Origin of the sequence: Aeromicrobium sp. (genome assembly GCF_036676885.1) — a bacterium.
Classification (GTDB): Bacteria; Actinomycetota; Actinomycetes; order Propionibacteriales; family Nocardioidaceae; genus Aeromicrobium.
In genome coordinates this window covers 1-17,378 of sequence record NZ_JAKFCB010000079.1, presented here as the reverse complement: position 1 = coordinate 17,378, position 17,378 = coordinate 1, and the positions used below count along the sequence as shown (strand labels likewise).

Here is a 17,378-nt window from a genome sequence, read left to right as displayed (position 1 = left end):
GGAGGCGTGCGAGCCCGCGGTCCGGCGCCTCGCGCTGACCGGCACGCCGTTCCGCTCCGACGACAACCCGATCCCGTTCGTCACCTACGCCCCGCAGGACGACGGCACCATGACGAGCGTCGCGGACTACTCCTACGGCTACGGACACGCGCTCAAGGACCGTGTCGTGCGTCCTGTGCTGTTCATGGCCTATTCGGGACAGATGCACTGGCGTACGCGGATGGGCGACGAGGTCGCGGCCCGGCTCGGTGAGCCACTCGACCGCGCCGCGACGGCCCAGGCCCTGCGCACGGCCCTCGACCCCAACGGCTCGTGGATCCCGGAGGTGCTCACGGCCGCGCACACCCGGTTGATGGAGGTGCGCCGCGACGTCCCCGACGCCGGCGGGCTCGTGATCGCGAGCGACCAGGACAGCGCTCGGGCGTACGCTGCGGTGCTCGCGGAGATCACCGGCGCCAAGCCGACCGTCGTGCTGTCCGACGAGTCGACGTCGAGCGCGCGTATTGCGGACTTCTCCGCCGGCATGACGCCGTGGATGGTCGCGGTGCGTATGGTCAGCGAGGGCGTCGACATCCCGCGCCTGTCGGTCGGTGTCTACGCGACGACGACCGCGACGCCGCTCTACTTCGCCCAGGCCGTCGGCCGGTTCGTGCGGGCCCGGCGCAAGGGCGAGACCGCGTCGATCTTCGTGCCGAGCGTGCCGAGGCTGCTGGCGCTCGCCTCAGACCTGGAGGCCCAGCGCGACCACGTCATCGGCCGGCCGGTCAAGGACGAGGCCGACCTGTTCGCCGCCGAGGCCGAGCTCCTGGCGAAGGCCAACGAGGACCAGGGTGCGTCGGATCAGCTGGGGGAGTACCGCGCTCTCGGCAGCGATGCGTCATTCGACCGGCTCGTCTACGACGGTGGCGAGTTCGGCTACGACTCACTGTCGGACGACGACGGCGAGCTGGACTTCCTCGGCATACCGGGACTGCTCGACCACGACCAGGTCGCCGAGCTGCTGCGCACGTCGCGGGCCAAGCGCGCCAAGGCCAAGAGCAAGGACGCCGCGGCGCCCGAGGCGGATGTCGCGTTCGAGCGACGGAGCGAGCTGCGACGAGAGCTGCACGCGCTGGTCGGCGCGTGGCACCACCGCACGGGCGCGCCGCACGGCGTCACGCACAGCCGGCTTCGGTCGCAGTGCGGCGGGCCCCCGGCGGCCCAGGCCTCGGCGACGCAGCTGCAGGAGCGCATCGACGCACTTCGCGCCTGGGCGCTCAAGGCGTCTGGGTAGTGCTCCTGGGCTCGGCTACGCTCGCGGTCGTGACGTCCTCCATGGCCCTGCGCACTCGCGTGTTCGCTGCATTCCTGCGGATCTCGGAGAAGGGGATCGAGGACGTCGTCGACCTCCCGGCGCACCGAGCCAAACGGGCGAGGGTGCAGCGCACCCTTGCCGGCAGGTTCGTCTTCGGCCGGCCGGACAAGCGGGCCGTGGCCGAGGAGATCACGGTCGGCAACGGCTCTCGTGCGTTGCTCCACCGTCCTGCTGACGCGATCGCACCGTTGCCGTGCGTCCTCAACTTCCACGGCGGGGGATGGGTGCAGGGCAACCCCGAGCAGGCCGGCTGGCTCGCGAGTCGGGTGGCGGTGCGCAACCGGGTCGTCGTGATCTCGCCGTCCTACCGGTTGGCGCCGGAGCAACCGTTTCCTGCCGGCGTCGAGGACTGCTGGAACACCCTGGCCTGGATCATCGAGCACGCCGAGGAGCTCGGCATCGACCCACACCGCATCGCGGTCATGGGTGACAGCGCCGGCGGCAACCTCGCTGCGGTCATGGCGCTGCTGGCGCGGGACGCCGGTGGGCCCGAGATCCGCTGCCAGGTGCTGATCTATCCGGGCACCGAGATGTACGACCGCTGGCCGTCGGAGGACCGTCACGCCGAGGCGCCGGTGCTGACGTCGAAGAACATGCGTGCGTTCGCGCGGCTCTACATGGGTGAGCTGTACGGCGACGAGGACTTCCGCGCCTCGCCGATCAGGGCGGCGTCGCACGCCGACCTGCCCAGGGCCTTCATCCTGACCGCCGAGCTGGATCCGCTCCTCGACAACGGTGCGCGCTATCGCGATGCGTTGGTCGCCGCCGGTGTACCCGTGCGCTACGCCGAGTACGACGGCGCGATCCACGGCTTCATGAGCCTGCCGGGCGTCGTGCCGGTGGCACGGCGCGCGCTCGACGACATCGTCGACTTCCTCGCGCACGCATTGTGACAGTGGCGCTGTCACGATAATGTCCTGCCATGCGACGTGACCACTGGCAGCGCAAGATCGCCGAGCTCGATCCCGAGACCGAGTACGAGGAGATCGCCCGGATCGCCTCCTACTACGAGTTCCCGTGGGACTACCAGCAGGCGCTGAGCTTCGCGCTGTTCCGTACGTACGCCGTGCCGTCGATCGGCCGGCTGCTGTTCGACACCGGAGAGTTCATCGAGCGCACCCAGAAGCGCCACGACGACACCGCGCTGGTGCTCGAGTCGGTCCTGGTCGACGGCATGGAGTCGCACGGCGGCCGGGCCGCCGTGCGCCGGATGAACCAGATGCACGGCAGCTACGACATCTCGAACGACGACCTGCGCTACGTCCTGGCGACGTTCGTCGTGGTCCCGCACCGATGGCTTCGCGACTACGGCTGGCGCACGCCGAGCGAGATCGAGGTCGCCGCCAACGTCCGCTACTACCAGCGGCTCGGCGCACTGATGGGCATCAAGGACGTCCCGTCCGACCTCGCGGGTTTCGAGCAGCTCATGGACTCCTACGAGGCCGAGCACTTCACACCCGACCCCAAGACCCGGGCCGTGGCCGATGCGACGCTCGAGCTGCTGGTCTCGTTCTATCCCCGGGTCCTGGCGAAGCCCGTCGAGGTGTTCAGCCGGGCCATGATGGACGACGCGCTCCTGGCCGCCTTCGGGTTCGACAAGCCGTCGCGGCCGGCCGTGGCACTGGCCCGGGGCGGCCTGCGGCTGCGCGGGCGGCTCGTGCGGTTCCTGCCGCCGCGACGCAGGCCGAGGTTTGCCAAGGACCTCAAGCGCATCAAGACGTACCCCGGTGGGTTCATGGTCGAGCGGCTCGGCACGTTCCCCGCCACGATGCCCGAGATGGCGGACGACTCCGCCGTCGGGACGGGGAGCACCGCGTGACTTCGTGACGTACGCGTCGTTGTGACTCTCAAGTAACTTGGGAGGCTTCATGCGGCCGGTCTCACGCCACCGTCATTTCTGGCCCGTCACGATCGCGATCACGACGATCGCCGTCACGATGGGATCGTTCCCCGCATTTGCGAGCTGGACCGAGCAGCTCCACGACCGGTCGGCCGCAGCCTCCGACGCACACGGCGACGAGTCCGAGCCGCACACGCACCACGACCCGGCCACCAAGAACGCGATCTCCCGCGCCCCACGCTCGGCCGGCACCGACGACCCGACGACGTTCACGCAGGCCCTCGCGCACGCCACGGGTGTCGTGGCGCAACGGAGCGAGCCCGACCCCACGCTGGTGCCCACGGCGTCACCGGCCCCTCGCGCATCGGTGCCTCAGGACCGGTATGCCATGGCCGGCGGCTGCTACGCGCTGCAGTCGGCGACCACCGGCAAGTGGGTCGTACGCGATGGAGGCGGCTACGGGGCCTCGGGATCGTCGATCAGCGGCGCCCTGCCGTTCCACTTCCAGGCGACCGACCTCGGGACGTACCTGCTGTTCGGCCCCGACCAGACATTCCTCGGCGCGAACGTGTTGTCCCGGCCCACTCCTCACCGGAGTCCGGGCGCGATGTCCGACTGGACCGTCGCCAAGACCGGCTCGACCTTCACGTTCACGCTGCCGGCCAAGAACATCTCGCTCGGCAGGTCGTCGTCGGGCGCCCTGGTCAACGGCGCGGCGGCACCGTTCAACCTGAGGCTGACGACCGGGTGTGCCGCCTGGCCCGAGGTCGACGTCAACGTCTCGGGCAACCCGTTCGGCGGCGCGACGCCGTACCAGGAGGTGCGCGGCTACCTCGACGCCCACACGCACGGCATGGCGTTCGAGTTCCTCGGCGGTGGAGTGCACTGCGGTCGACCGTGGCACCCGTACGGCGTGGCGTACGCGCTCAAGGACTGCCCCGACCACGAGCTCACCGGCGGCAGCGGCGCGCTGCTCGAGAACTTCCTCAAGGGCGGCACGGTCGAGCCGCACGACACCGTCGGCTGGCCCACGTTCAAGGACTGGCCGGCGCCGGACTCGCTGACCCACGAGGGTACGTACTACAAGTGGCTCGAGCGGTCATGGCGCGGCGGCCAGCGCATCCTGGTCAACCTGCTGGTCGAGAACAACCAGCTCTGCACGCTCTATCCGCTCAAGCGCAACTCGTGCGACGACATGGACTCGGTCCGGCTCCAGGCCGCCGACATGCGCAAGCTCGAGCGCTACATCGATGCGCAGAGCGGCGGGCCGGGCAAGGGCTGGTACCGCATCGTCACCGATCCGTTCCAGGCCCGCCAGGTCATCAACCAGGGCAAGCTCGCCGTCGTGATGGGCATCGAGACGAGCGTCGTCTTCGGCTGCTCGAGCAAGCTCGACGTGCCCCAGTGCAGCACGGCCTCGATCGACAAGCAGCTCGACGAGGTCCATGCGCTCGGCGTACGGCAGATGGAGCTCGTCAACAAGTTCGACAACGCCTTGTCGGGCGTCGCCGGCGACACCGGCACCGCCGCGCCGCTGATCAACGCCGCCAACTTCCTGGAGACCGGATCGTTCTGGGACATGCGCACCTGCCCCGCCGGCGGCGATCCGGAGGTGCACGACAAGGACCAGCTCGCCCTGCCGTCGGTCGCACCCGAGCAGGATGCGCTGTTCGGCGCGATCGCCGGGCTCTACCTGCCGATCAAGGTGCCGTTGTACGCCTCGGGGCCGCACTGCAACGCGCGGGGCCTGACGACCCTCGGCGACCACACGATCACGGGGATGGCCAAGCGCAAGATGATCTTCGACCCGGACCACATGAGCGTCGCGGCCCGCAAGTCGTCCCTCGACCTGGCCGAGAAGCTCGACTACGCCGGAGTCGTGTCGAGCCACTCGTGGTCGACCCCCGATGCGTACCCGCGGATCTACCGGCTCGGCGGTGTCGTGGCGCCGTACGCGGGCGACAGCTCCGGATTCGTCGAGAAGTGGCGCAAGCACCTGACCTGGGCCGACCCGCGCTACTACTTCGGCTTCGGATTCGGTGCGGACATCAACGGGCTCGGCGCACAGGGCGACCCGCGCGGCGCCGACGCGCCCAACCAGGTGACCTACCCGTTCACGGGTCTCGGCGGCGTCACGATCGACAAGCAGGTCAGCGGCCAGAGGACCTACGACATCAACGTCGACGGTGTCTCGCACTACGGCCTCTACCCGGACTGGATCGAGGACCTCCGCAAGCAGGGCGGGCAGGCGATCGCCGACGACATGGCCCGTGGTGCCGAGGCGTACCTGGCGATGTGGGAGCGCGCGGTCGGCGTCACGAACGACGCGTGCCGCGACCCTGAGGTCATCAAGGCCGAGAGCACCATCAAGGGCATCCCGCTCGGCACGACCGTGCAGGATGTGCTGCTCAGGGCGGGCCAGCCCCACACGCGCCTCGCGACGAAGTTCACCTACTGCGCCCGCAACAGTGCGGGTTCGACCGTCACCCGCACCGTGACGTTCGGTTCGACCGGCAAGGTGACCAAGATCAGCTAGGCAGACCTCCGTCGACGGGCGCGGGAAGCATCGGTGAGCGTCGGGCGTTGCCCTTGACGTGAGACTTTCCGTGCTCGATCTCGTCCCCGTACGCTCCGACCAGTCGACAGGTGACTCGCTGGCCGCCACCGTGTCGCTGGCGCAGGTCGCCGATCGCCTGGGCTTCACCCGGTTCTGGGTCGCCGAGCACCACAACATGCCGGCCGTCGCGGCGACGTCGCCGCCGGTCCTGATCGCGATGCTGGGCGCGCAGACGACGTCGATCCGGCTCGGCTCCGGCGGCGTCATGCTGCCCAACCACGCGCCGCTCGCGGTGGCGGAGCAGTTCGCGCTGCTGGAGGCGGCCAACCCGGGTCGCATCGACCTCGGCATCGGCCGCGCTCCCGGGTCGGACCCGGTCACCTCGATGGCGCTGCGAGGTGCCGCGGGCCGTGACGACACCGACATCGAGAACTTCCCCCAGTATCTCGACGATGTCGTGGCGCTGATGGGCGCCGACGGCGTACGCGTCGCGGTGCCGCGGCAGAACTACGTCCTCAAGGCCACGCCGGCTGCGTCGACCGAGCCCCGGATGTGGCTGCTGGGTTCGTCGATGTACTCGGCACACCTCGCGGCGGCGAAAGGCCTGCCGTACGTCTTCGCGCACCATTTCTCCGGTCAGGGCACCGCCGAGGCGCTGCAGGTCTATCGCTCGGAGTTCCAGCCCAGTGACCTGGCGCCTGAGCCGGTCACCTTCCTGACGGTCAACGCGTCGGTCGCCGAGACCGAGCGGGAGGCGACCGCGCTGATGCTGCCCAACCTGCAGATGATGGCGAGACTGCGCACGGGTCTGCCGCTCACGGCCCTCGACCTGGTCGAGGATGCCCAGGCGCTCGAGCTGCCTCCGCAGACCGCGGCGATGATCGACTCCGGCCTGGCCCGCGCGGTCGTCGGCACGCCCGAGCAGGCGGCGGACCAGATCCAGGAGCTCGCGTTCCAGTTCGGCGTCGACGAGGTCATGATCAACCCCGTGGCCTCGGCCCGGCGCGGCACGGATCCGCGCACAGCACCGGGTCGCGAGCAGACCCTGGAGCTGCTGGCAAAGGAGCTGCTCTAGGGGTCAGTACCAGATGCTCAGGAACGGTGCGACGGGCGAGCGGAACATCGCCTCGAGCTCTGCCGTCCGGCCGCTCACGCGTCCGGCAGCGGCCAGCATGAGCGGCGAGACGCCGCCGAGGTAGATCGCCGCGAGCTCCTCAGCCGTCATGGTGATGTCGGCCGGCTCGTCGGTCGGCGTGACCGTGGCGATGCCGCTCGAGTCGACCTCCAGGGCCCAGGAGCCCTCGCACGCGCCGAACGGATCGGCCACCCCGAGGACCAGGCGCCCGGGTGTCGCGTAGGTGCGTGCCTCGAGCGCGGCAGGGACGTCGAGGATGCGGATCCAGAGGTGGTCGAGCTCGGCGATCCTGACGGCGCGGAAGTCCGACACCATCCAGCGCAGGGGTTCGTCGACCGGTCGCAGGTGGGCATGGACCTCGGACACGAGGTCCATCTCGAGCACGAACCGCCACAGCGCGGCATATGCGTCGTCCGTCGCCGTCACGAGGTGCAGCAGCTCGAGCCGGTGCTGGCTGAAGTTGTCGGGGTTCTCGGTCAGCTTGTAGCTCGCGAATCCCTGCAGCCGGCCGGAGGCGTCGTCGTAGCGGACGAATCGCTGCTTCTTGGCGTCCTCGTCGCCGATCATCAGGCCGAGCTGGCGTTCCCAGAGGATGCCGTCGTATGCGATCTGCCCGGGAGTCGCCAGGCGTACGCGTTCGACCAGGGCGAGGCCGTCCTCGAGCAGCTGGCGCCCGGAGACGAAGTGGATCCGGCCACCGGGTTGCGGGCCGGTCCACGTGGCACGCCGGGTGTCGATCGTGAGGTCGCGGGCCAATGCCGCCGGGGCGAAGCCGAACCGCCCGTAGATCGTCGACTCCGACACCGTCAGCGTGGCGATCGGCAGGTCACACGCCCGTGCGGTGCGCAGCTCAGCTTCGAGGAGCGCACGAGCGATGCCGCGCCGCCGGTGGGTGGGGGCGACGGTGACGGCGCTGATGGCCCACGACGGCACGGAGCGCCTGCCGGGGACCGTGAGATCGGCGGGCCACGCCTCAGTCGTGGCGACCGGCTCGGCCGGCTCGGCGATCGTGTCGTCCCACACGCCGGTGCGACGACGGTCCGCGACGTAGCCGCGGCGCTGCTCGATCAGCTCGTCGGTCGGGGTGCCGTCGTGGAATCCGCGTGACTCGGCGCGGAACCATGCGGCGTACGCCTGCGGGTCGGACGTGTCGAGGAGCCCGAGTCGCAGGTGGTCGGCCGCGAGGCGGTCGCGTGATGCGGAGTCGACCGGCAGGTCGAGGTAGTCGTTGCCCATCGCCTCAGGCTATCCATCCCTCACGACACGCTGACTCCGACTTGTCCCGATGTGTTCACACCGGCGTCATCCCGATGTCGAATCACGACGGCATCGTGAGACGTATGTCAGACATCACGCTGCCCTCGCGTTGGTCGCTGCTGCTGCGTTCCCTCGCCGTCCCGACGCTCGCCGGGCTGATCGCGGGCTCGGTCGCGGCGATCGTGGCGCCAGTACGTCCCTGATCGTCGACCCCGCCGACGGTCGCGCGGTTTACCAGGAGAACCTGGTAAACCGCCACTTCTCCGGGCAGATTTGCACGGGGGAGTGGCGGGTTGCCCGGCGAAGTGACGCGGTGCGGCGCATCAGGCCGTCGTGACCCCGGCAGCGGCCCACTCGCGGTGCACGTCGGGCAGGTTGTCCGGTGACACCGCCGCGGTGAGCCCCTCGATGACGCGCACCGTGAATCCCTCGCGTGCAGCGTCGAGCGCTGTCGCGCGTACGCAGTAGTCGGTCGCGATGCCGCACACGTCGACCGCATCGACGCCCGCATCCCGCAGCCAGTCCGCAAGGCGTACGCCGTCCGCAGATGCACCCTCGAAGCCGGAGTAGGCAGCGGCGTGCTCGCCCTTGTAGAAGATCTCGTCGAACAGTCCGGGCTCCAGAGGCGGGTGGAACTCCTCGCCCGCGGTCCCGACCACGCAGTGCCGCGGCCAGGAGTCGACGAAGTCCGGGGTGTCCGAGAAGTGCGAGCCGGGGTCGATGTGGTGGTCGCGGGTCGCGACGACCGTGGCGTACGTCCTGGTGGCCAGCAGCTCCGCGACGTCCGCGGCGACTTTCGCTCCACCGGTGACAGCGAGCGATCCGCCCTCGCAGAAGTCGTTCTGGACGTCCACGACGATCAGTGCGGTGGTCATTGCCTTTCCCCTTCGTAGACGGTGTCGATGGCCGGTTCGCCGCGCAGGAGCTGCATCGCCGAGAGCGGCAGCTCGGCGAGCGACCGGCGGAGGCGCTCACGGGCGTCCTCGAGGGTCTCCTTGTGGACGCGCTCGCCGTCGCGCACGAGCTCGACCAGCAACGTACGGTCGTCGCCGTCGTCGGCGGGTGCCTGGTCGATGCCGATGACCTCGGCCCGCGCCGTGCCGTTGGCGTCGCGGCGACGCAGTGCGGACTTGCGACCGCCGACCGAGATCTTGTCCGTGCTCTTCTTGGCGACCGGCACCATGGCGCCGTCGTCGCCTGCTCGGGAGACGAGCTTGTAGACGAAGCCGCTGGTGGGCGCGCCGGAGCCCGTCACGAGGGCCGTGCCGACGCCGTACCCGTCGACGGGTGCCGCCGCGAGGGCGGCGATGGCGTACTCGTCGAGGTCGCTCGTCACCGTGATCCGGGTCGACGTGGCGCCGAGCTCGTCGAGCTGTTTGCGGACCTCGGCCGCGAGCGAGACCAGGTCGCCGGAGTCGAGGCGTACGCCGCCCAGCTCGGGGCCGACCACGTCGACGGCGGTCCTGATCGCGTCGGGGATGTCGTACGTGTCGACCAGCAACGTGGTGCCGGGTCCGAGCGCCCGGACCTGCGCCTCGAAGGCTTCACGCTCGGTGTCGTGCAGGAGGGTGAACGAGTGCGCGCTGGTGCCGACGGTCGGGATGCCGTACGTGCGCCCCGCCTCGAGGTTGGAGGTCGCCGCGAACCCGGCGATGTACGCCGAGCGTGCCGCCGCGACCGCCGACGCCTCGTGGGTGCGTCGTGAGCCCATCTCGATGCAGGGCCGGTCACCGGCGGCGGAGGTCATGCGGGCCGCGGCCGATGCGATCGCGGAGTCGTGGTTGAGGATCGAGAGGAACACGGTCTCGAGGATCACGCACTCGGCGAACGTCCCCTCGACGATCAGCACGGGGGACTGGGGGAAGTAGAGCTCGCCCTCGGGGTAGCCCCAGACCGCTCCGGTGAACCGATAGTCGGCGAGCCACTGAATCGTGTCTGCGTCGACGACGTTCGCCGCGCGGAGCCACTCGAGCTCGGCCTGCTCGAACCGGAAGTCGTCGAGCGCGTCGAGGAGCCGCCCGACGCCGGCGACCACGCCGTAGCGGCGGCCCTCGGGCAGCCTGCGCGCGAACAGCTCGAACACGGATCGGCGCCCAGCCGTGCCGTCCCGCAGCGTCGCCTGCAACATCGTGAGCTCGTAGCGGTCGGTCAGGAGTGCCGTGCTGGCATTCGCATTCACGATTCCAGCGTAGGGCGCAGACTCGAAGGCGGCGCTGTCGAGGACGGTCGGGAGGTTTGCCGGACAGCCTGTCGGGTAAGGGCTTGACAGGGAGCCGTTCCGACGGGGACGGCGCATTCGGGGGTAGACATGAATAGCGCAGGCTTCACCAGCCAGATTGTTGCGAAACTGCTCGGCGTCATGCTGTTCGGCACGGTTCTCTCGGCGGCAACGCCCGCTCACGGGACATCGACCCTGCTGTGCAAGGGCGTGGTCGCCTGCCTGCTGGCGGGCAGGAGTGACGCAGGCTATGCGGCCCTGGGGATCGTTTCCTACTGGAACCAGACGCCGGGCCACAACTGCACCAACTACCTGGCGTACCGCTTGACCCACGGTGGACGGCTCGTCGCCAGGCCGCCGGGGACGGGCAGCGCCTACACCTGGGGTGACGCGGCACGTAAGTCCGGCGTGCCGGTCAACGACAGCCCGCGTGTTGGCGCCGTCGCCTGGTGGACGGCCGCCGCGATAGGCAATTCCTCAGGTCACGTGGCTTATGTCGAGGAGGTCCGCGCGGACGGCTCGATCGTGCTGTCGGAGGACAACCTCACGGGCGACTTCGACTGGCGCCACCTGACCCGCGGGGCGGGATGGCCGTCCGGCTTCATCCACTACCCGCAGTCGGATGGCTCGCCCTTCGGGACGTTCGACTCGGTCAGCGCCCCACTCGCCGGGCAGATCGACTTCTGGGGGACGTCAAGCGATCCGGACGGTTTCCTCCTCGTCGTCCCGGTGGCCCCGAGCTATCAGGTGACCCTCGGCGGTCCACGTGGCACTCCGGGCGTCGAGTCCTTCACCTTCACCACGCCCTACTTCAACTTCCACCGCACGAGGGGCGTGACGACTCGAGGGCCCACCACGATGTACCTGTATGCCCTCAACACGCTGCTCACGAAGGGTCACGACGTGCTTCTCGGCTCGCGGCCGGTGACGATTCGCGACGCCTCGACGACGACCGCGGCGATGGTCGACGCCACGATCACCGCAGCGACCGTCCCACGCATCAAGGTCACGCTCGCACCCACGACGGCGGCGGGCCGGGTCGACATCGTCCGCGGGACGACCGTGCTGAGGTCGTTCACCTTCGCCTCGGGGGGCACCCGGACGTTCACGCTGTCGCTGCCCTACCAGGTGAGGGGCACACACACGATCTATGCGCGCTACGTCGGCTCGACCAGACACCTGCCGAGCAGCGCCAAGGTCACGCTCACGGTGAGCTGAAGGGACCAGGTGCGGGCCGCGAGAGGCGACCGCGGGTGCGGAGACACCATGTCTTCTCAAGGTTTTCAGAAGGCTGCTGCGTAGCGTTTTTCGGTGCGGAGGGACGTCCAGGCGTGGACGAGTCGCCCGGAGGCAGCCATGAACAACGCGCGCCGCAACGTCGGAATTCTCGGAACATTGCTCGGCTTCCTGCTTGTCAGCACCACGCTCACGCTCCCTCCGGCCGCACACGGTACGTCGACCCTCTTGTGCAAGGGCGTCGTCGCCTGCAACCTTGCAGGCCGGAGTGATGCGGGCTACGCGGCCCTAGGGATCGTGTCCTACTGGAACCAGACGCCGGGCCACAACTGCACCAACTATGTGGCGTACCGCCTGACCCACAACGGCCGGCTCGTGGCCCGGCCGCCGGAGACCGGCAGCGCCTACACCTGGGGTGACGCGGCGCGCAAGGTCGGCGTGCCGGTCAACGACAGCCCGCGTGTGGGCGCCGTCGCCTGGTGGACGGCGGCCGCAATCGGCACATCGTCGGGGCACGTCGCGTACGTCGAAGAGGTCCGGGCAGACGGCTCGATCGTGCTGTCGGAGGACAACCTCGGGGGCGACTTCGACTGGCGCCACCTGACCCGTGGCGCCGGTTGGCCTTCCGGCTTCATCCACTACCCGCAGTCGGACGGCTCCCCGCTGGGAAGGTTCGACTCGGTGACCGCTCCGCTTGCCGGCCAGATCGACTTCTGGGGCTGGTCCAGCGATCCGGACGGTCTCCTCCTCGTCGTGCCGGTCGCCCCGAGCTATCTCGTGACGCTCGGCGGTCCGCGCGGCACGACAGGCGTCGAGTCCTTCACGTTCAGCACGTCGTACTTCAACTTCCACCGCACCAAGGGAGTCGCGACTCGAGGTCCCACCACGATGTACCTGTACGCCCTCAACACCCTGCTCACGAAGGGGCACGACGTGCTCCTCGGTGCGCGGTCGGTGACGATTCGATCAGCCTCGACGACGACCGCGTCGATGGTCGACGCCACGATCACGGCAGCGACAGTCCCACGCATCAAGGTCACGCTCGCGCCCACGGCGGCGGCAGGCCGGGTCGACATCACCCGGGGGTCGACGGTGCTCACGTCGATCACGTTCGTCTCGGGTGGCACGCGTACGTACACGGTGTCGCTCCCGAAGCAGGCGCGGGGCACCCACACGATCTATGCGCGCTACCGCGGCTCGACCACGTACCTGCCGAGCAGCGCCGGTGTGACGCTCACGGTGAGCTAGCACCTCACGGTGTGACGGCACGGTTTCACTCCCTCCGGTGCCTGAGACACAATGGCCGTATGACCACACCGTCGCCCGTAGAGATCGCGGAGCCCGACGTTGATGAGATCGTCGAGCTCGAGGATCCCTGGGTCACCATCGTCTGGAACGACCCGGTCAACCTGATGTCGTACGTCGCCTATGTGTTCCGCAACTATTTCGGCTACACCGAGGAGAAGGCGCACGAGCTCATGCTCGCGGTGCATCACGAGGGCAAGGCCGTCGTGTCGAGCGGCCGGCGTGAGCAGATGGAGCGCCACGTGCAGGCGATGCACGAGTACGGGCTGTGGGCCACCCTCGAGCGGCAGGACGCATGAAGCCCTTCAAGAAGCGTCGGCGCGGCGGCATCACCGCGACGTTCGAGTCCGGCGAGGCGCACCTCCTCGCGAGCCTTTCCGGCCAGGTCGTCGAGCTGCTGCGTGACCGCAACGGTGCCGACGAGTCGACCGCCGATCCGCTCGCGACCCAGCTCGGCATGGGCGGTCCGTCGCTGCCGCCGGAGGATCCGGTGCTCAAGCGACTGCTGCCTGATGCCTACCGCGACGACGAGGAGGGCGCCGGCGAGTTCCGGCGCTTCACCGAACGGTCGCTGACGTCGGCCAAGGTGGCGAATGCCGAGACCCTGATCGGCTCGCTCATCGACGGTGGCCTCACGTTCGGGGCGACCGCGGCCGAGGACGAGGAGCCGATCGAGATCGAGCTCGACGACCACGAGGTGCAGGCGTGGCTACGGGCACTGACCGACGTACGCCTGTCGCTCGCCGTGCGCCTCGGCATCGAGGAGGATGAAGACATCCTGCTCGTCGCCCAGTCCGAGGACGAGGCGATCGCCGCGATGTCCGAGATCTACGACTGGCTGGGCTACGTGCAAGAAACCCTCATCGCTGCGCTCGACTGAGCCCCGCGCTTCACGCGGATTTCTCCAGCTCGTCCAGCTGCCCGGCGATGACGAACGCCACGACCTGTCGTACGACGGCATCGTCCGCCAGGATCCGCTGGTGGCCCAGGCCCTCGGTCGTGGTGAGCCGGGCGCCCTCCCAGCTGTCGACGAGCTGCACCGCCGAGGCGTACTTCGCCAAGCGGTCTCCGCGGTCATGGATGACCAGCAGCTCGGGGCGGTCGATCTCACCGGCGAGCCGCACGAAGTCGACCTCCTCGACGGCCAGTCCGACGCGGTCGTACGCGCGCCGCTTGAGCCGTTCGCGGGTGCGTGGACCGAAGCCCAGCCCGGCCTCGAGCGTGGGCAAGTGGTCGGCGATGCGCACCATCGGCGCCACCAGCGCGAGCCGATCGGTGCCCAGCCAGCCGTACCGCAGCGTCAGCCCGGTGGCGAGGCCGCCCATCGAGTGCGCGACGACCGCGTGTGCGGGGCCGTGCACCGCCGCGACGGCGTCGAGGGCGTGGCCCATCTCGACGGCATGGCTCTGACCGGCAACGGCACCGGGGTCGGACGTTCCGTGACTCGGCGCATCGTGCGTGACCACGGTGAACCCGGCCCCGACGAGGGGCGCGACGAGCTTGGCCAGCTGCGTCTCGTTGCCGCCCCAGCCGTGCACCAGGTAGACGACGGGCCCCGCGCCCCAGCGATGTCCTCGAATCGTCCGGCCCTGCGACTGGACCTCGAAGGGCGTGCCGGACGGCGGGAGGTCCCCGATCGGCGCGGTCGGCAGCGCGAACCACCAGCGATCGGCCCAGCGGGCACCGAGCGCTGGCGCGGTGTGCTCGAGGGTGCGGAAGGCCGTCCGCAACAGCCGCTGAGAGGGACGAACGATCGTGCTTTTTTGTGATCCTGCGTGTGCCATGACGATTCCTTGATCGGTTCAGGCCGGCTGGCCGGCGTGGGTGATGAGTGACTCGAACGCGCGATGCACGCGATCGAGGGCGTGGGGGTCGCGCAGCAGCCGCGATGCGTGCTGGTGGGCGAGCGTGAGGGCGTGCAGCTCGTACGCGAACTGCTCGAGGTCGAGGTCGTCGCGGAACTCGCCCTCGCTGACCGCGGTGCCGGCGACCGTGGCGATCATCTCGAGCCAGTCGCGCTCGTCGCGGACCAGCGCATCACGCACGGGTCCGGGCTGGTCGTCGAGCTCGGAGCTGGCGGCCACGAACAGGCACCCGCCCTCCTCCATGGCCTCGGACCAGGTGACCCAGGAGTCGAACAGCACCCGGAGCCGTGCCACGCCCCGCGGCGCCTGCAGCGCCGGGCGTACGACCTGGTCGACGAACCGCTCGCGGGTGTGGCGCAGGATCTCGATCTGCAGGGCCTCCTTGGAGGCGAAGTGGGCGTAGAGGCCGCTCTTGGACATCCCGGTGTGCGCGGCGAGCTGCCCGATCGTCATGCCGGTCAGCCCGACCCTGGCGGCGACCGCGGTCGCCTCGGTCAGGATCGCGCGTCGCGTCTCGTCACCCTTGGACATGCCTCAGTTATAGCACGATCGTTCTTTTCGTGTCGACAGCCGCTGGTCTTCGGGCGTCTCAGCGGATGGCCTTCGCTGAGACGATGTGTGGCGGGCCGATAAACTCGGCTGGTGCTGACCATCGACCGAGCCACGCATGACGCGATCATCGCGCATGCGCGACGCGACCACCCCGACGAGGCCTGCGGCGTCGTCGCCGGGCCGATCGGCTCCGACGTGCCCGCACGCTTCATCCCGATGCTCAACGCGGCGATGTCCCCGACGTTCTACGAGTTCGACTCCGGCGACCTGCTCAAGCTCTACCGCGAGATGGACGACCGCGACGAGGAGCCCGTGGTGGTCTACCACTCGCACACCTCGACCGAGGCCTATCCGTCGCGCACCGACATCAGCCTCGCCGGCGAGCCCGGCGCCCACTACGTGCTGGTGTCGACCCGCGACGGAGCGGACCTGGGCGGACCGGTGGAGTTCCGGTCCTACCGGATCGTCGACGGTGAGGTCACCGAGGAAGAAGTTCACATCGTCGACAGTTATGCAGACGACGGATTCACCGACGTAGAAGCAACCCAACAGAAGGCAGAACACTGATGGCCATCGAGGTCCGCATCCCCACGATCCTGCGCACCTACACCGGCGGCGAGCGTGCCGTCGAGGGCAGCGGAGCGACCGTCTCCGAGCTCATCGACAAGCTCGAGAGCGACCACCCCGGCATCAAGGAGCGCCTCCTCGAGAACGGTGAGGCCCGCCGCTTCGTCAACATCTACGTCAACGACGAGGACATCCGGTTCACGGGTGGCCTCGACACCGCGGTCGCCGACGGCGACAACGTGGTGATCCTGCCGGCCGTGGCCGGCGGCGCCGTCTGAGATGCGCTACGACTCCCTGATCGACTCCGTCGGCGGCACGCCGCTCGTCGGGCTCCCCAACCTCTCGCCGACCCCGGACGTACGCCTGTGGGCCAAGCTCGAGGACCAGAACCCCACCGGCTCGATCAAGGACCGCGCGGCGCTCAGCATGATCCTGCGCGCCGAGAAGGAAGGACGGCTCACGCCGGGCGCCACGATCCTCGAGCCGACCAGCGGCAACACCGGCATATCGCTCGCGATGGTCGCGAGCCAGCGCGGCTACAAGCTGATCTGCGTCATGCCCGAGAACACCTCGATCGAGCGCACGCAGCTGCTCACGATGTGGGGCGCCGAGATCATCCCGTCGCCCGCGGCGGGCGGCTCCAACGAGGCGGTGCGCGTCGCCAAGGGCCTCGCCGCGGAGCATCCCGACTGGGTCATGCTCTACCAGTACGGCAACCCCGCCAACGCCGACGCGCACTACGAGGGCACCGCCCCCGAGATCCTCGCCGACCTGCCCGAGGTCACACACTTCGTCGGCGGCCTCGGCACGACCGGCACCCTGATGGGCGTCGGCCGGTTCTTCCGCGAGCACAAGCCGGAGGTACGCATCGTCGCCGCCGAGCCACGCTACGGCGAGCTCGTCTACGGCCTGCGCAACCTCGACGAGGGCTTCGTCCCCGAGCTCTACGACGGGTCGCTGATCGACTCGCGGTTCAGTGTCGGCCCCCGCGATGCCGTACGCCGGGTGCGCGAGCTGATCGAGTCCGAAGGCATCTTCGCCGGCATCTCCACCGGTGCGATCCTGCACGCCGCTCTCGCGCAGGCCGCGAAGTGCGTCAAGGCAGGCGAGACCGCAGACATCGCGTTCGTCGTCGCGGATGGCGGCTGGAAGTACCTCTCCACCGGGGCGTACGAAGGCACACTCGACGAGGCCGAGGACAAGCTCGACGGCCAGCTTTGGGCCTGATCCTGCTCAACCACGTATCGGAACTGCGCACCGTCAGTTAGCCTCGTCCCGTGAGCCAGATCGTGGTGTTCTCCGGAAGCGCTCATCGACCCCTCGCCGAGAAGATCTGTTCCGAGCTCGGCCAGCCGTTGTCGGCGTCCGACACGATCCGGTTCAGCAACGACTGCCTCCAGGTGCAGCTGCTCGCGAACTGCCGCAAGAAGGATGTCTTCATCATCCAGCCGCTGGTCCCGCCGACGCAGGACCACCTGATGGAGCTGCTGCT

Annotated in this window: 18 protein-coding genes; 13 read left to right on the top strand and 5 right to left on the bottom strand. The window is 69.3% G+C overall.

Annotation, left to right across the window (positions count from 1 at the left end; genetic code table 11):
- The 5 genes from V6M46_RS04265 to V6M46_RS04245 all read left to right on the top strand — a co-directional run.
- Window positions 1-1,273, top strand: a 1,273-nt coding sequence (locus V6M46_RS04265; protein WP_332662531.1) for a DEAD/DEAH box helicase, incomplete at its 5' end; no start/stop codon positions are given.
- Between the two features lie 29 nt (window positions 1,274-1,302).
- Window positions 1,303-2,247 (top strand): alpha/beta hydrolase, encoded by a 945-nt coding sequence (locus V6M46_RS04260; protein ID WP_332662530.1) that lies wholly within the window; start codon window positions 1,303-1,305, stop codon window positions 2,245-2,247.
- Between the two features lie 29 nt (window positions 2,248-2,276).
- The gene (locus V6M46_RS04255; RefSeq protein ID WP_332662529.1) at window positions 2,277-3,173 is read left to right on the top strand and encodes an oxygenase MpaB family protein; all 897 of its coding nucleotides are present in this window, start codon (window positions 2,277-2,279) and stop codon (window positions 3,171-3,173) included.
- Between the two features lie 49 nt (window positions 3,174-3,222).
- Window positions 3,223-5,730, top strand: coding sequence for a hypothetical protein (locus V6M46_RS04250; RefSeq protein WP_332662528.1), 2,508 nt, complete (start codon window positions 3,223-3,225; stop codon window positions 5,728-5,730).
- A 70-nt stretch (window positions 5,731-5,800) separates the two neighbouring features.
- Window positions 5,801-6,826 (top strand): LLM class flavin-dependent oxidoreductase, encoded by a 1,026-nt coding sequence (locus V6M46_RS04245; RefSeq protein WP_332662527.1) that lies wholly within the window; start codon window positions 5,801-5,803, stop codon window positions 6,824-6,826.
- Between the two features lie 3 nt (window positions 6,827-6,829).
- Here the strand turns inward: V6M46_RS04245 and V6M46_RS04240 are convergent, their stop codons facing one another.
- From V6M46_RS04240 to V6M46_RS04230, 3 genes are all read right to left on the bottom strand, one after another.
- Window positions 6,830-8,122, bottom strand: coding sequence for a GNAT family N-acetyltransferase (locus tag V6M46_RS04240; RefSeq protein ID WP_332662526.1), 1,293 nt, complete (start codon window positions 8,120-8,122; stop codon window positions 6,830-6,832).
- Between the two features lie 344 nt (window positions 8,123-8,466).
- On the bottom strand, window positions 8,467-9,018 hold the full coding sequence (locus V6M46_RS04235; RefSeq protein ID WP_332662525.1) for an isochorismatase family protein: 552 nt from the start codon (window positions 9,016-9,018) through the stop codon (window positions 8,467-8,469).
- Complete coding sequence (locus V6M46_RS04230) at window positions 9,015-10,322, bottom strand: nicotinate phosphoribosyltransferase (RefSeq protein WP_332662524.1); 1,308 nt, start codon at window positions 10,320-10,322, stop codon at window positions 9,015-9,017. The genes V6M46_RS04235 and V6M46_RS04230 overlap by 4 nt, the downstream gene beginning before the upstream one ends.
- A 129-nt stretch (window positions 10,323-10,451) precedes the next feature.
- Between V6M46_RS04230 and V6M46_RS04225 the strand changes: the two genes are divergently transcribed.
- The 4 genes from V6M46_RS04225 to V6M46_RS04210 all read left to right on the top strand — a co-directional run bounded on the left by V6M46_RS04225 (window position 10,452) and on the right by V6M46_RS04210 (window position 13,782).
- On the top strand, window positions 10,452-11,579 hold the full coding sequence (locus V6M46_RS04225) for a CHAP domain-containing protein (protein WP_332662523.1): 1,128 nt from the start codon (window positions 10,452-10,454) through the stop codon (window positions 11,577-11,579).
- A gap of 93 nt (window positions 11,580-11,672) precedes the next feature.
- Window positions 11,673-12,845 (top strand): CHAP domain-containing protein, encoded by a 1,173-nt coding sequence (locus V6M46_RS04220; protein ID WP_332662522.1) that lies wholly within the window; start codon window positions 11,673-11,675, stop codon window positions 12,843-12,845.
- 59 nt (window positions 12,846-12,904) lie between these two features.
- Window positions 12,905-13,201, top strand: coding sequence for an ATP-dependent Clp protease adapter ClpS (gene clpS, locus V6M46_RS04215; protein ID WP_332662521.1), 297 nt, complete (start codon window positions 12,905-12,907; stop codon window positions 13,199-13,201).
- On the top strand, window positions 13,198-13,782 hold the full coding sequence (locus tag V6M46_RS04210; protein ID WP_332662520.1) for a DUF2017 domain-containing protein: 585 nt from the start codon (window positions 13,198-13,200) through the stop codon (window positions 13,780-13,782). Before clpS ends, V6M46_RS04210 begins: the two co-directional genes overlap by 4 nt.
- A gap of 10 nt (window positions 13,783-13,792) precedes the next feature.
- Here V6M46_RS04210 and V6M46_RS04205 read toward each other — a convergent pair whose 3' ends face one another.
- Both V6M46_RS04205 and V6M46_RS04200 read right to left on the bottom strand, forming a co-directional pair.
- Window positions 13,793-14,686 (bottom strand): alpha/beta hydrolase, encoded by an 894-nt coding sequence (locus tag V6M46_RS04205; protein ID WP_332662519.1) that lies wholly within the window; start codon window positions 14,684-14,686, stop codon window positions 13,793-13,795.
- 18 nt (window positions 14,687-14,704) lie between these two features.
- Window positions 14,705-15,298 carry a TetR/AcrR family transcriptional regulator gene (locus tag V6M46_RS04200; protein ID WP_332662518.1) on the bottom strand — a complete coding sequence of 198 codons (594 nt, stop codon included), beginning with the start codon at window positions 15,296-15,298 and terminating at the stop codon, window positions 14,705-14,707.
- 111 nt (window positions 15,299-15,409) lie between these two features.
- Here V6M46_RS04200 and V6M46_RS04195 point away from each other — a divergent pair, with 111 nt between their 5' ends.
- From V6M46_RS04195 to V6M46_RS04180, 4 genes are all read left to right on the top strand, one after another.
- A complete protein-coding gene (locus V6M46_RS04195) occupies window positions 15,410-15,886 on the top strand; it encodes a M67 family metallopeptidase (RefSeq protein WP_332662517.1) in 477 nt (158 codons plus the stop codon).
- Window positions 15,886-16,164 (top strand): MoaD/ThiS family protein, encoded by a 279-nt coding sequence (locus V6M46_RS04190; RefSeq protein WP_332662516.1) that lies wholly within the window; start codon window positions 15,886-15,888, stop codon window positions 16,162-16,164. Before V6M46_RS04195 ends, V6M46_RS04190 begins: the two co-directional genes overlap by 1 nt.
- Window position 16,165: 1 nt before the next feature.
- Window positions 16,166-17,113, top strand: coding sequence for a PLP-dependent cysteine synthase family protein (locus V6M46_RS04185; protein ID WP_332662515.1), 948 nt, complete (start codon window positions 16,166-16,168; stop codon window positions 17,111-17,113).
- Window positions 17,114-17,163: 50 nt separating this feature from the next.
- Window positions 17,164-17,378, top strand: a 215-nt coding sequence (locus tag V6M46_RS04180; RefSeq protein WP_332662514.1) for a ribose-phosphate pyrophosphokinase-like domain-containing protein, incomplete at its 3' end; no start/stop codon positions are given.